The following is a 14373-nucleotide window of genomic DNA, read 5'->3' as shown; positions in this document are numbered from 1 at the left end:
AAGTTTTCCCCAAATTTTCAAGGCGTGCTCCGCGTTGGTGAGGGCGCGCCTTTTTCGCTTGATCGGCACTGAATGAATCATATTCGTAACTTTTCGATCATTGCGCACATCGACCACGGTAAGTCCACGCTCGCTGATCGCATCATCCAGTTGTGCGGCGGCCTGTCCGACCGCGAGATGGAAGCGCAGGTGCTCGATTCGATGGATCTCGAGCGCGAGCGCGGCATCACCATCAAGGCGCAGACCGCGGCGCTGACGTACAAGGCGCGCGACGGTCAGGTCTACAACCTGAACCTGATCGACACGCCCGGACACGTCGACTTCTCCTACGAAGTCAGCCGTTCGCTCTCCGCCTGCGAGGGCGCGCTGCTCGTCGTCGATGCGTCGCAAGGCGTCGAGGCGCAGACGGTCGCGAACTGCTACACGGCCATCGAGCTCGGCGTCGAAGTCGTGCCGGTGCTGAACAAGATCGACCTGCCCGCCGCGAATCCCGAAAACGCGATCGCCGAAATCGAGGACGTGATCGGCATCGACGCGACGGACGCCACGCATTGCAGCGCGAAGACCGGTCTGGGCGTCCAAGACGTGCTCGAATCGCTGATCGCGAAGGTCCCGCCGCCCAAGGGCGATCCGGACGCGCCGCTGCAGGCGCTCATCATCGATTCGTGGTTCGACAACTACGTCGGCGTCGTGATGCTGGTGCGCATCGTCAACGGCACGTTGAAGCCGAAGGACAAGATCAAGATGATGGCGACCGGCGCGCAATACCCGGTCGAGCATGTCGGCGTGTTCGCGCCGAAGTCGACGAACCTCGCGGAGTTGTCGGCGGGGCAGGTGGGCTTCGTGATCGCGGGCATCAAGGAACTGACGGCAGCGAAAGTGGGCGATACCGTCACCGTCGCGAATCGTCCCGCCGCCGAGCCGCTGCCGGGCTTCAAGGAAGTGAAGCCGCAGGTGTTCGCGGGTCTCTATCCGGTCGAGGCGAACCAGTACGACGCGCTGCGCGAATCGCTCGAAAAGCTGAAGCTGAACGACGCGTCGCTGCAATTCGAGCCGGAAGTGTCGCAAGCGCTCGGCTTCGGCTTCCGCTGCGGCTTCCTCGGGCTTCTGCACATGGAAATCGTGCAGGAGCGTCTCGAGCGCGAGTTCGACATGGACCTCATCACCACCGCGCCGACGGTGATCTACGAGGTCGAGCAGCGCGATCGCACGACCATCATGGTCGAGAATCCGGCGAAGATGCCGGAGCCGTCGAAGATCGAGGAAGTGCGCGAGCCGATCGTCACCGTGAACCTGTACATGCCGCAGGAATATGTCGGCTCGGTCATCACGTTGTGCACGGCCAAGCGCGGTTCGCAGATCAATATGCAGTACCACGGCCGTCAGGTGCAGCTCACCTACGAAATCCCGATGGCGGAAATCGTGCTCGACTTCTTCGACCGTCTGAAGTCCACGTCGCGCGGCTATGCGTCGATGGACTACGAGTTCAAGGAATATCGCGCGGCGGATGTCGTGAAGGTGGACATGCTCATCAACGGCGACAAGGTCGACGCGCTGTCGGTCATCGTGCACCGTTCGCAGAGCCAGCATCGCGGCCGCGAAGTGGCGTCGAAGATGCGCGAGCTGATTCCGCGTCAGATGTACGACGTGGCGATTCAGGCGACCATCGGCTCGAACATCATCGCGCGCGAGAACATCAAGGCGCTGCGCAAGAACGTGCTCGCCAAGTGCTACGGCGGCGACATCTCGCGTAAGAAGAAGCTGCTCGAAAAGCAGAAGGCCGGCAAGAAGCGCATGAAGCAGGTCGGCTCGGTCGAAATCCCGCAAGAGGCTTTCCTGGCGATTCTGCGCGTCGACGAATGATCGGGTCGGCGCCAGGCAAACAACGATAACAACCGGAAGCGATTGATGAATTTCGCATTGATTCTTTTGATTCTCGTCGTATTGACGGGTATTGCATGGGTGCTCGACAAGCTGGTGTTTCTGCCGCAACGGCGCCGCGCCGCCGAGGCCGCGGTGGCCGAGTTCGACCGCCAGCAGGAACGCGTCGGCGAGCGTTTCGCCGATGAAAACGCCGCGCAGACGCGCGCCCGCCTGCGCGACGACAAGCTGCGCCAGCCGTGGTGGCTCGAATACACGGCGAGCTTCTTTCCGGTGATTCTCGCGGTGTTCGTGGTGCGTTCGTTCATCATCGAGCCGTTCAAGATTCCGTCCGGCTCGATGGTTCCGACGCTGCTCGTCGGCGACTTCATCCTCGTGAACAAGTACGAGTACGGCCTGCGCATGCCGATCACCAACACGAAGCTGACGAACGGCAGCCCGCTGAAGCGCGGCGACGTCGTGGTGTTCCGCTATCCGAAGGACGAATCGGTCGACTACATCAAACGCGTGATCGGCCTGCCGGGCGATACCATCGCGTATGAAGACAAGAAGCTCACGATCAACGGCAAGCCGGTGCCGGAAACGCCGTTGCCGGACTATTTCGACGATGAGCGCATCGGTTACGCGAAGCAGTACACCGAAGACCTCGACGGCCGCAAGAACAACATTCTCAACAATCCGCAAGTGCCGCCGTTCGTCGTGGGCGCGGATGATTTTCCGTTCCGCGACAACTGCAACTACAACGCGCAAGGCGTGACGTGCAAGGTGCCGCCGGGCAACTACTTCATGATGGGCGACAACCGCGACAACAGCGCGGACAGCCGCTACTGGGGCTTCGTGCCGGACAAGAACATCGTCGGGCGCGCGTTCTTCATCTGGATGAACTTCAGCAATCTGAAGCGCGTCGGCTCGTTCCAGTGATCTTCATGACGCCGGCTTCCACGGCCGGCGTTCTCGCATAATCAAAATTTCCTTCGAAACGGCGTGAAGAAGTTCGGCTAACGCTGTCTCGTCACGCGGTTTCCGGTGTGGGCGGGCGGAATCGCCTGTCTGTCGCCCGCGTTATACTCTGCACATGCCATCTTCTCCGTTGGAAAGCCGGCTGCGGTACGAATTTCGCAATGCGGAATTGCTGCGCCAGGCGATGACCCACCGCAGTCACAGCGCCACGCACAATGAACGGCTCGAATTTCTCGGCGATTCCGTTCTAAATTGCGTGGTGGCGGCGCTTTTGTTCCAACGATTCGGCAAACTCGACGAAGGCGACCTGTCGCGCGTGCGCGCCAATCTGGTCAAACAGCAGTCGCTTTACGAAATCGCACAGGCGCTCAACGTGTCCGAAGACCTGCGGCTCGGGGAAGGCGAACAGCGCAGCGGCGGTTTTCGCCGTCCGTCGATTCTCGCCGATACGCTCGAAGCCATCTTCGGCGCGGTCTTCCTCGACGGCGGTTTCGACGCCGCGCATACCGTCATCAAGCGGCTCTACACGCCGGTGCTGGATCACATCGATCCGCGCACCATCGGCAAGGATGCCAAGACGCTGCTCCAGGAATATCTGCAGGGCCACAAGATCGCGCTGCCGACGTACACGGTCATCGCGACGCACGGTGCTGCGCATAATCAGCAATTCGAAGTCGAATGCACGGTGCCGAAGCTCGAGGTGAAAGTGTCGGGCTCGGGCGCGAGCCGCCGCGCTGCCGAACAGGCCGCGGCGAAGAAGGCGCTCGACGAGGTCATGACCGCCGCGCCGACGCTCGGCGTGAAGCCGAAGCGCAAGGGCGCGCGCGCGGCGAAACTGGCCGAGCCGGAAGTCGTGCCTGGCGTGACCGGCATTCAGGCCGCGCTCGATCTGCGTTCGCCCGACCGGCGAGAGCGTCATTACGGCGCGCACGGCGCGCAAGCGGCCGTCCCGGAACGCCAGCCCGCAGCCCCGCTCGCCGTGATTCGCGCGACGCACGTCGAGCCGTCGGCGGGCGCGTATGCCGCCGCCGACAAGCCTGAACGCGCGGTGATCCACAAGCCGGAAAAGGCGGCGAAGAGCGAAGCGGCGCAGACGTCCGAGCGTAGCGCGAATGCGGACAAGCCCGCGTCTTCCGACAATCGCGACGACGCTGCCGAACCGCGCAACGGCGCAAGCCCGGACGCGCCTGCGGGCCGCGTCGCGCGTGCCGCCGACGCCGGCCACTGACGCGCACCGCCGCGTCCATCGCTTCCATTGCGTCCTTTGCGTCCATCAAGCACCCGCGCCCCAACGATTTCTTGCCGCACACATCTATGAACGCTCCTATTTCTTCCGGTTTCCGCTGCGGCATGGTCGCGATCGTTGGCCGCCCGAACGTCGGCAAATCGACGCTGATGAACGCGCTCGTCGGCCAGAAGGTGAGCATCACGTCGCGCAAGGCGCAGACGACGCGCCACCGCATCACCGGCATCAACACCTTCGATGACGCGCAGTACATCTTCGTCGATACGCCCGGATTCCAGACGCGCCACAGCGGCGCGCTCAACCGCTCGCTGAATCGCGCGGTGACGTCGACGCTGACGTCCGTCGATGCGATTCTCTTCGTGATCGAAGCCGGCCGCTTCGGCCCCGACGACCAGAAAGTGCTCGACCTGATTCCCACCGGCACGCCCACGCTGCTGATCGCCAACAAGCTCGATCGCGTCGGCGACAAGGATTCGCTTTTCCCGTTCATGCAGCAGATGTCCGCGCTGCGCGACTTCCGCGAGATCGTGCCGCTGTCGGCCAAGAATTCGGACGACATCAAGCGGCTCTTGTCCGTCGTGAAGCCGTACCTGCCGGAAGGCGAGCCGATCTACGGCGAGGACGACCTGACCGACCGCAGCGAGCGTTTCCTTGCGGCGGAGATCCTGCGCGAGAAGGTGTTCCGCTGGACCGGCGACGAGCTGCCGTACACGAGCACGGTGCTCATCGACAAGTTCGAGACCGAAGGGCGCCTGCGCCGCGTCTTCGCGACGATTCTCGTCGACCGCGACATGCACAAGGCGATGATCATCGGTCAGAAGGGCGCGAAGCTGAAGCAGATCAGCACCGAGGCACGGCTCGACATGGAGAAGCTTTTCGACGGCCCCGTGTATCTGGAAACTTTCATCAAGGTGAAGAGCGGCTGGGCCGACAACGAAGCCGGCCTGCGCGCATACGGCTACGAATGAGGCATGGACGACGCCCCGAACGACGCCCGGATGGTTCCGTCCGCCGATGATCGTCCCGACGACGATTTCGACGCGGACGAGCGGCCGGCTGCGCGCGTCGTTCCGAAGCGCACGCGGGCGTCTTCGTCTTCGTCCGCGACCGGAAGTAGCGAAAAGAGACCGCGCGCCGCGCCGCGTTCCGACTTCCGTATCGCCGAGCAGCCGGGCTTCGTGCTGCACAGCTATCCCTATCGCGAGACGAGTCTCATCATCGATGTGTTTTCGCGCGACCATGGGCGCGTCGCGCTCGTCGCAAAAGGGGCGAAGCGTCCGCATTCCGCGTTGCGCGGCGTGTTGCAGACGTTTCAGCCGCTCGGGCTGTCGTGGTCGGGCAAGGGCGAAGTCCGCACGCTGACGACCGCCGAATGGGTCGGCGGCATGCTGCCTCTGACCGGCGATGCCTTGCTCTGCGGCTTCTACGTCAACGAACTGCTCGTGAAGTTCTGCGCGCGCGAGGACGCGCATCCGGCGCTGTTCAATCACTACGTGCTGACGCTCTCGCGTCTCGCGCACGACGAGCCCGCCGTGCAGGTGTTGCGTTCGTTCGAGCGCGTGCTGTTGCGCGAAACCGGCTACGCGATGAACCTGATGCGCACCGTCACGCGTCAGCCGGTCGTCCCGGAAGGCCGCTATGTCTTCGATCCCGACCGCGGCGTGCGCGAAGCCTCCGACGATCTCCCGGCGCAATGGCCGGTGATCTCGGGGCAGACGCTCATCGACATGGAGCGCGACGATTACACGAACCCGCAGACCGCCGCGCAGAGCAAGACGCTGATGCGTTTCCTGCTGAACCATTACCTGGGCGGTACGCCGCTCGCTACCCGTCAGATACTGATCGACCTGCAAAAACTATGAGCTTCTTTCTCTCATCGCCTGCGAGCGTGATCGATCTGGGCGTGAACATCGATCACGTCGCCACCCTGCGCAATGCGCGCGGCACGTCCTATCCCGATCCGATCCGCGCGGCGCTCGCCGCCGAGGAAGCGGGCGCCGATGCCATCACGCTGCATTTGCGCGAGGATCGCCGCCATATCGTCGATGCCGACGTGCGCACGCTGCGCCCGCTTCTCAAGACGCGCATGAACCTCGAATGCGCGGTGACGCGCGAAATGCTCGACATCGCGTGCGAGATCAAGCCGCACGATGTCTGCCTCGTGCCGGAAAAGCGCCAGGAAGTGACGACCGAAGGCGGACTCGATGTCGCGGGCCGGTTCGAAGAGGTGAAGGCCGCGTGCAGACAACTCGCCGATGCCGGCGCGCGCGTGTCGTTGTTCATCGATCCGGACGAGACGCAGATTCGTGCCGCGAAAGAGGCGGGCGCGCCCGTCATCGAACTGCACACGGGCCGCTATGCCGAAGCGCATGACGAAGCCGGACAGCAGCGCGAGTTCGAACGCGTCGCGGCGAGCGTCGATTTCGGCAACTCCCTCGGCCTCAAGGTCAACGCGGGCCACGGCCTGCATTACACGAACGTGCAGGCGATCGCCGCGCTGCCGGGCATCGTCGAGCTGAATATCGGGCACGCGATCGTCGCGCATTCGATCTTCGCCGGCTGGGACAACGCCGTGCGCGAGATGAAGGCGATCATGGTCGCATCGCGTCTCGCCGCGATCCACGCACGCTGAGCGCTCACGTCATGGCGATCTATGGAATCGGCACGGACGTCGTGCAGGTGAGCCGCGTCGCGGCGGTGATGAGGCGCACCAAGGGGCGCTTCGCCGAGAAGGTGCTCGGGCCCGACGAACTGCGCATCTATCACGCACGGAACGCGCGTTCCGAAGTGCGCGGCCTCGCGTTTCTCGCGACGCGCTTTTCGGCGAAGGAAGCGTTCTCGAAGGCGATCGGCCTCGGCATGCGCTGGCCGATGACCTGGCGCGCGCTGCAAACGCTCAACGAGCCGAGCGGCAAGCCGATGATCGCGGCATCCGGCGAGCTCGCGCAGTGGCTGGAGCAGCGCGGCATCACCGCGAAGGTCACGGTGAGCGACGAGCGCGACTACGCGGTGTCGTTCGTGATCGCAGAAGTCGCCGACCCGGTCTGAGTTCAATCCAACCAACACAAGAAGCCAATTGAATCCGATGAAACGCACTCCCGGCCCCGTCATGTTCGACGTTGCGGGCACGACGCTGAACGACGCGGATATCGAGCGACTCACGCATCCGATGACCGGCGGCATCATTCTCTTCGCGCGGCATTTCAAGGATCGCGCGCAGCTCGTCGCGCTGACCGATGCGATCCGCGCGGTGCGCGATGACATCCTGATCGCCGTCGATCACGAAGGCGGCCGCGTGCAGCGCTTCCGCACCGACGGCTTCACCGTGCTGCCCGCGCCGGGCAAGCTCGGCGAGCTGTGGGACCGCGACGTGCTCGCCGCGACCAAGGCCGCCACCGCGTTCGGCTATGTGCTCGCAGCCGAATTGCGCGCGTGCGGCATCGACATGAGCTTCACGCCGGTGCTCGATCTGAACTACGGGCAGTCGAAGGTGATCGGCGATCGCGCGCTGCACAGCGATCCGCGCGTCGTGACGATGCTCGCGAAGAGCCTGAATCACGGCCTCGCGCTCGCCGGCATGGCGAACTGCGGCAAGCACTTTCCGGGTCACGGTTTCGCCGAAGCCGATTCGCACGTCGCGCTGCCGACGGACGATCGCCCGCTCGACCAAATCCTCGCCGCCGACGTGCGTCCGTACGACTGGCTCGGCATGTCGCTGGCGTCGGTGATTCCGGCGCACGTCATTTACACGCAGGTCGACGACAAGCCCGCGGGCTTCTCGCGCATCTGGCTGCAGGACATCCTGCGCCGCAAGCTCGGCTTCAACGGCGCGATCTTCAGCGACGATCTCTCGATGGAAGCCGCGCGCGCGGGCGGCACGCTCACCGAGGCGGCGACGGCCGCACTCACGGCGGGCTGCGACATGGTGCTGATCTGCAATCAGCCGGACGAGGCGGGCAAGGTGCTGGAGCAACTGCGCTACACGCCGTCGAAGGCATCGGCGCAGCGTCTTAAGCAGATGCGTCCGCGCGGCAAGGCGCTGCGCTGGAGCAAGCTGCAGGCGCATGTGGACTATCAGGCGGCGCGCGCGCTGGTCAAAGAGATGCTCGGCTGAATCCGCTTAGTCAAAGAAAAACGCCACGGCTCGAAAATCCGTGGCGTTTTTTTTGATCAGTCGAAATCAGGACGATTCGAGCTTCATCCGTTGCAGCTTGTTGTAAAGCGTCTTCGGGCTGATGCCGAGCAGCGTCGCCGCGCGATGCCGCGTGCCGCCGACCGCTTCGAGGGTCGCGCGAATCAGCATGTCCTCGACATCCGCCAGCGCGGTGCCGACCGTCACGGAGACGCTGCTGCCGTTCAGACCGCGTCCGCCGAGGCCGCCCGGTTCATCGACGCGCAAGGTCTCGATGGTCTCGCCCGACGCGTGATACGCGCGCCGCACGCGCTCACGCATCTCGCGCACGTTGCCCGGCCATTCGTTGCCGATGCACTCGCGGATGAACGCCGGGCTGATGCGCTTCGGCGACCCGCTCGTGATCCCGGCGATGTGATTCTCGCGGTTGAGTTCGTCGACGAGCGTTTCGGCGATCAACGCGATATCGTCGTCGCGTTCGCGCAGCGGCGGCAGCATGATCGACGACGCCGAGAGGCGCTGGAACAGGTCTTCGCGCATCGCGCCGCTCGCGACGGCTTCGCGGATCGGCGTGCGCGACGCGGCGATCAGTCGGAAGTCCGTCATGATGCGGTTGCTGCCGCCGACGCGCATGAAGGTCTGCGAATCGAGCGCGCGCAAGAGCGCTTCCTGCTGCGCGGGAGGCAGGGAATCGATCTGATCGAGAAAGAGCGTGCCGCCGCCTGCCTGCTCGAGCAGGCCCGGCTCGCGGTTCTCCGCGCCCGCGAAGGCGTTGCGCTCGTGCCCGAAGAGAATGCTTTCCATCGTGCGCTGCGAGCCGTCGCCGGCATTCCGATGCGCGGAGCAGTCGAACGTGACGAACGGGCCCTTGCGGCGGCGGCTCAGTTGATGAATCGTGCGTGCCGCGATCTTTTTTCCGGTGCCCGGCTCGCCGCAGATCAGCACGGCGGCTTCGGTCGGCGCGGTGTGCTCGATCAGGTCGTAGACGTGCTGCATTGCCGCGCTGCGCCCGATCATGTCGCCGAAGTGGCCGAGCACGCGCAGCGTCGAGCGCAGCGCCTGGACTTCCTCGGTGAGTTCGTAAGGGCGCGGAATACGCGCGAGCAGGCTGCGCAGACGCGGAATGTTCACCGGCTTCAGCAGATAGTCCCAGATGCCGTGCCGCAAGCCTTCGATCGCGCTTTCGACCGTCGCGTTGCCGGTCATCACGATGACGGGCAGCGCACCGTCCGGCGGTTGCGAGGGCAGGCTCGGCAACAGATCGAGACCGCTCCCGTCCGGCAGGTTCAGGTCGATCAGCACGACGTCGGGGATGAAGCGGGTCAGCGCGGAGCGCGCTTCGGCGAGCGTCGTCGCGGTATCGACGGAGAAGCCGTCTGCCGTGAGGATCGCGGACAGGCCGGAGAGACTATTGGGATCGTCTTCGACAATCAGTGCGTGTGGCATGGCGGACCAACGTATCAAAGTGGACTGTAATGCGCCGTTGCCGCTTGCGGCTCGGGCGTGTCGTGGGCGGGGCGCGGCGCCTTCTTCCGGCATCCGGCGCGCGTCCCGCTGCGCTTGTTGTCCTGCATTACTCGTTCGTCATTTATCGGGGCGTGCGCGTCACTGCGGCCTGAGGTGCAAATCGTTGCTGACCGATTGCACTCCCGGGACGCCGCGCGTCACGGCGAGCGCTTTCTGAATCTGCACCTCCGAATCCACATAACCAGACAACTGCACGACGCCGCGATAGGTCGCGACGCTCATCGGCAAGACCTTCAGTTGCGGGTCCGCGACGAGCGCGGCTTTCACGCGGGCGGCGAGCGCGGCGTCGTCGTTGGCGATCTCACTGCCCGGATTCGCCGATGGCGCTGGCGTGGACTTGCAGCCGGCGGTCAACGCGAAGACGGGCAATGCGAGCGCCGCGATGATCAGAAACCGGCTAGCGGTGAAAGGCATGTTGTGCATGTCGGTTCTGAAAACTTGATCTGAGCCATCAAGCAGAAAACGTGCCACACAGTTAATTTTTCCGATGCAGGCGATACGCGCGGACCAGGCGCCGATTCCTGCTTCAATCGTGGTCGACGTTTAACGGGTTGCAACCGGTAAAGTTTGCCTGAATTTGTCAAAAAATTCATGCAAAAGAAAAAGCGCCCGCGATGGGGCGCTTTTTTTGGAGCGGGCGGAAGGTGCGTTACACCTGCCGCCGGCTTTCGATGCAGTTGCGTGGGGCTTACGCGCGGCTGCGGTATTCGTTGGTGCGGGTGTCGATTTCGATCTTGTCGCCGATGTTGCAGAAGAGCGGCACCTGCAGTTCGAAACCGGTGTTCAGCTTGGCGGTCTTCAGCACCTTGCCCGACGACGTGTCGCCCTTCACCGCGGGTTCCGTGTAGACGATCTCGCGCACGAGCGTGGTCGGCAGTTCGACCGAGATGGCCTTCTCGTTGTAGAACACGACTTCGCACGCCATGCCGTCTTCGAGGTAGTTGAGCGCGTCGCCCATCATTTCGGCTTCGACTTCGTACTGGTTGTAGTCGGCGTCCATGAAGACGTACATCGGGTCCGCGAAGTACGAATACGTCACTTCCTTGCGGTCGAGCACGACGACGTCGAACTTGTCGTCCGCCTTGTACACGGTTTCCATGCCGGCGTTCGTCAGCAGGTTCTTGAACTTCATTTTCACGACCGCGGCGTTGCGGCCCGATTTGTTGTACTCGGCGCGCTGCACGACCATGGCATCGTTGCCGATCATGACGACGTTGCCGACGCGGAGTTCTTGTGCGGTCTTCATAAAACTAAGTCCTGTACGAATGAATGTTGGCTTGAATGCCTGGAAATGAATCGATCGGACGGCGGCGCTGCCCGTGTTCATGGCGGCGCGACGTGCGAGAGTTCTTGCTAACGAGGGATTTGCCGGAGCTTGCCTTTGGGGCGCCTTCTTCTTTGCTCTGAGGCCGGCCTTCGGGCTGCCCCGACCGGCGCAATATCGATGCTGCGACCCGTCTCCTCGGATAACCGCTTATTTTAACTGAGTTTTTGCCTCTTTGGCCAGTCGGATGGCCTGGGCGATAGCGGCGCGGACGCCATATTCATCTGACGATCCGTGAGGTGGCGTGCGCGACGAGATTGCCCGCCAGATCGCCGATGCGCGCCAGTTCATCGGCCCAGCGCGCCGCGCGCGCCTCGAGCGCCCGTCGATGGCCCCAGAAGTCCGCCCAGTCCGGCACGCCCGCGCCGTTCCACGCGTGCCAGAAGCGCGTGACCGCGTCGCGCTCAGTCGCGTCGAGCGCGCGGGTGTAATGCGCGAGCGCGGCGTCGAGCTTGGGCACGTGGGCATCGTCGGCTTGTGGGTAGATGTGCCAGACGAACGGCTTTTTCGCCCATTGCGCGCGCACGAAGGAATCCTCGCCGCGCACGAAGTTGATGTCGGCGGCCCAAAGCAATTCGTCGAAACGCGGCTGCTCGACGAAGCCGAGCGCATGCGCTTCCAGTGCGCCGGCGCGCGCCGTCATGCCGGCGGAGAATTTCGGCAAGCCGAAAAAGCGCGCGAGCGCGCCCGAGATGCGGCCTTCGGGCACGAGCACGACGACAGGCGCGTCGCCGTCGCGCCATTGGGCGAGCAGCGAGTCGACGGCAGGGTTTTCATAGGCGAACAGCGATACGACCGTCTGCGCGGCGCCGGGCCGCTCGATGCCTGCGCGCTCGCGCCACCACGCCGCCGCATCGAAGCGCGCGCGGCGGGCGTCGAGATCGCGCTCCTTCAGCACACCGCCGGTGCCCTTGCCGAGCCCCGGAAAGAAGAAGCTCTTGTCGAGCGGATAGCGCGGGTGCGGAGAAGGCCGCATATGGAAATCGGCGACCCAGTCCTCGCCGCTCAGATACTCCAGATTGATCCAGACCGGCTTCGGATCGCGGCGCGCCATCGCGGCGATGTACGCATGGGGCAGCTCGCACGCGAACGCCTCGATCACGACATCGGCGATGGCGAGCGTGTCGCCCGCGTGCGTGGGCTCGCGCCAGTGCTCGATCGCGATGCCCATGGCTTCCTGGCGCGCGAGCGTCGCATCGACTTCGGGGCAGAGCGCGTGAAACGCCTTCAGATCGTCGACGAAGAGCCGCACGCGCCAGCCGTGCTCGTCGCGCAATTGCCGCGCGAGGCGCCAGCACACGCCGATGTCGCCGAAGTTGTCGACCACCGCGCAGAAGATGTCGCAGGCGAGTTCCGGTGCGGCTGGATGCGTAGTCATGAGGACGAAGGCGCGCGGCGTAATGTTCTAAACTGGCGATTCTAGTGCGACACGCACGCTCGTGTCCGTGGGCCTCGCGTTAAGAGGCATCGACTAGAGGGACATCGCCTGAGACTTCGGTTTTGGTCGCTCTACCCTCCGCAGGCGGCCCCCTTGTGGGCCGCGCCCTTGTAGTAGGGGTGGTTTCGGCCACTTCCTGGATGGAACGAACCGCGGTGCAGCTTGGCCGTGGAACGTGTTGCATTAGTCTGGTTATCACCAGATTCCGCCCAGTCAGCGGCTTCACTTCCGCTGACAAAGCGGAGTGTTGTTTGCAGCGTTCGCCGCCTAGTGTGGTGAACCCGCTACACGATACGAGCGAAAGCTCGGGATGTCATTGTTCGGCCCGACCTGCAGTTTGGGGGAGGGCAGTGAACCTGCTGTACGACCAGCAGTAGCCTACGAGGACATGCGTCACTGGCAACGGTGGGGTGTGAAGCTCCTCGGACAATGTAGCCCCCGGACGTATCGGGCGGACCGTTCCCGTGAGGGGACTGTTCGGAGACTCCCAGCAGCGAGGGGGTTGAGGAGCTAGGCTGGCTGATAAGGTTAATGTAAGTGAACTGCTGATAAACCTCGTTACCAGTGAGGAGCCAAAGCTGCTTGAAACATCGGGCTCTAACCAAAACGGTAAGTGGTCGGATAGCCCACTTAGAATTTGGGCTACGTCGTCACAGCACCACCGGGGGATAGGCAGAACCTACGTCAGTCGTGTGACATGCCGGGAACGTGGTAAGCCCGTATGGTCGCCAGCGCTGTACGGCTGGCAGACGGACCGTAAGGAACGTTGTTGATCATGCGGGTATGGGAGGACGGAAAAAGCGAATGCCGGGCTGTAATGGCACGGATAGGGGTTGAGACATCATCCCACGCGAAAGCGGGCAGACTTCCGTCTGGTCTACCGTCGCAAGGCGGCTGACTACCCTCTGTAACTTGGTCAGGTACGGGTGCATGCGCCCGTACTGAGGTGTTTGTCCGAGATAGGGGCGCACGCGCTCCTATTGAGGTGTCTGTTGTTCCCTAGAGGGGTGTGTCTGCCCCTCTGGGGAGATGCGCCTTCTGCCTGGGGACTTTTTCCAAGTAGGAGAGCAGCATGAAAGTATCTGGTCGAAAGACCGGATCTGCGCTTTCCCACGCGCCTGTCAACTGGAATGCCGTCAATTGGCGGAAAGTTGAGCGGAACGTGAGAGGGATGCAGATTCGAATTGCGAAGGCGACGCGGGAAGGTGACTGGCGCAGGGTGAAAGCCCTGCAACGGATGCTGACTCGCACGTTGTCCGCGAAGCTGTATGCGATACGACGTGTTACGCAGAACCAGGGTGCGCGAACGGCTGGAGTCGATTGCGAACTGTGGGACTCGCCTGAGAGCCGGTGGGAAGCCATCGGCAGGTTGAAGCGGCGCGGATATAAGCCTTTGCCATTACGGAGAGTTTTTATCCCCAAGGCCAATGGAAAGGAGCGTCCTTTGGGCATTCCGACCATGCGGGACAGGGCGATGCAAGCCTTGTATCTGCTGGCTTTGGAGCCGGTAGCAAAGTCGACGAGCGACCCGAACTCGTATGGGTTCCGGATCAATCGTTCAACGGCTGACGCTATGGGTCAGGTACGAGCTTGCACGTCCCGGAGGAATTCGTCCCGATGGGTACTGGAAGCGGATATCAAAGGCTGCTTTGACCACATCAACCACGATTGGCTGGAAAACCATGTCCCCATGGACAGGGAAATTCTCCGGAAGTGGTTGAAGGCTGGCCTGATTTACAAGGGGCAGCTACAGGCGACTGAGGCCGGTACGCCGCAGGGAGGCATCATAACGCCACCAACAACAGAGCAAACTGCCGCATAAAATGGAGCCTGCGCATTTCGAGGGAGTGCCTGGCGCCCTGGTC

12 protein-coding genes and 1 pseudogene are annotated in these 14373 nt (G+C 63.3%); 9 read left to right on the top strand and 4 right to left on the bottom strand.

Annotation, left to right across the window (positions count from 1 at the left end; all coding sequences use genetic code 11):
* Positions 1-72: 72 nt before the first annotated feature.
* From lepA to nagZ, 8 genes are all read left to right on the top strand, one after another.
* Entirely contained in the window at positions 73-1863 is a 1791-nt protein-coding gene (gene lepA / locus AWB78_RS16415) for a translation elongation factor 4 (protein WP_062606020.1), read from the top strand.
* A 45-nt stretch (positions 1864-1908) separates the two neighbouring features.
* On the top strand, positions 1909-2802 hold the full coding sequence (gene lepB / locus AWB78_RS16410) for a signal peptidase I (protein WP_062606018.1): 894 nt from the start codon (positions 1909-1911) through the stop codon (positions 2800-2802).
* A gap of 154 nt (positions 2803-2956) precedes the next feature.
* On the top strand, positions 2957-4069 hold the full coding sequence (gene rnc, locus AWB78_RS16405; protein WP_062606016.1) for a ribonuclease III: 1113 nt from the start codon (positions 2957-2959) through the stop codon (positions 4067-4069).
* A gap of 86 nt (positions 4070-4155) precedes the next feature.
* Positions 4156-5055 carry a GTPase Era gene (gene era, locus AWB78_RS16400; RefSeq protein ID WP_062606014.1) on the top strand — a complete coding sequence of 300 codons (900 nt, stop codon included), beginning with the start codon at positions 4156-4158 and terminating at the stop codon, positions 5053-5055.
* Positions 5056-5058: 3 nt separating this feature from the next.
* Positions 5059-5949: a DNA repair protein RecO gene (gene recO, locus AWB78_RS16395; RefSeq protein WP_074173462.1), complete on the top strand. Its 891-nt coding sequence runs from the start codon at positions 5059-5061 to the stop codon at positions 5947-5949.
* Positions 5946-6719 carry a pyridoxine 5'-phosphate synthase gene (pdxJ, locus tag AWB78_RS16390; RefSeq protein ID WP_062606012.1) on the top strand — a complete coding sequence of 258 codons (774 nt, stop codon included), beginning with the start codon at positions 5946-5948 and terminating at the stop codon, positions 6717-6719. The genes recO and pdxJ overlap by 4 nt, the downstream gene beginning before the upstream one ends.
* A gap of 11 nt (positions 6720-6730) precedes the next feature.
* Positions 6731-7135 (top strand): holo-ACP synthase, encoded by a 405-nt coding sequence (gene acpS / locus AWB78_RS16385; protein WP_062606010.1) that lies wholly within the window; start codon positions 6731-6733, stop codon positions 7133-7135.
* 37 nt (positions 7136-7172) lie between these two features.
* Positions 7173-8201, top strand: coding sequence for a beta-N-acetylhexosaminidase (gene nagZ, locus AWB78_RS16380; RefSeq protein WP_062606007.1), 1029 nt, complete (start codon positions 7173-7175; stop codon positions 8199-8201).
* Between the two features lie 66 nt (positions 8202-8267).
* Here the strand turns inward: nagZ and AWB78_RS16375 are convergent, their stop codons facing one another.
* The 4 genes from AWB78_RS16375 to earP form a co-directional block, all read right to left on the bottom strand.
* A complete protein-coding gene (locus AWB78_RS16375; protein WP_062606005.1) occupies positions 8268-9665 on the bottom strand; it encodes a sigma-54-dependent transcriptional regulator in 1398 nt (465 codons plus the stop codon).
* Positions 9666-9824: 159 nt separating this feature from the next.
* On the bottom strand, positions 9825-10169 hold the full coding sequence (locus AWB78_RS16370; RefSeq protein ID WP_062606003.1) for a BON domain-containing protein: 345 nt from the start codon (positions 10167-10169) through the stop codon (positions 9825-9827).
* 265 nt (positions 10170-10434) lie between these two features.
* Positions 10435-10992 carry an elongation factor P gene (gene efp, locus AWB78_RS16365; RefSeq protein WP_062606000.1) on the bottom strand — a complete coding sequence of 186 codons (558 nt, stop codon included), beginning with the start codon at positions 10990-10992 and terminating at the stop codon, positions 10435-10437.
* A 298-nt stretch (positions 10993-11290) separates the two neighbouring features.
* On the bottom strand, positions 11291-12448 hold the full coding sequence (earP, locus tag AWB78_RS16360; RefSeq protein ID WP_062605998.1) for an elongation factor P maturation arginine rhamnosyltransferase EarP: 1158 nt from the start codon (positions 12446-12448) through the stop codon (positions 11291-11293).
* A gap of 1132 nt (positions 12449-13580) precedes the next feature.
* Here earP and AWB78_RS16355 point away from each other — a divergent pair.
* Positions 13581-14321: pseudogene (locus AWB78_RS16355) on the top strand (reverse transcriptase N-terminal domain-containing protein); the annotation flags it as partial.
* Positions 14322-14373: the final 52 nt, after the last annotated feature.

This window comes from Caballeronia calidae (assembly GCF_900044055.2).
In the GTDB taxonomy this organism is placed as follows: domain Bacteria; phylum Pseudomonadota; class Gammaproteobacteria; order Burkholderiales; family Burkholderiaceae; genus Caballeronia; species Caballeronia calidae.
This window is presented reverse-complemented; position numbering and strand designations above follow the sequence as displayed.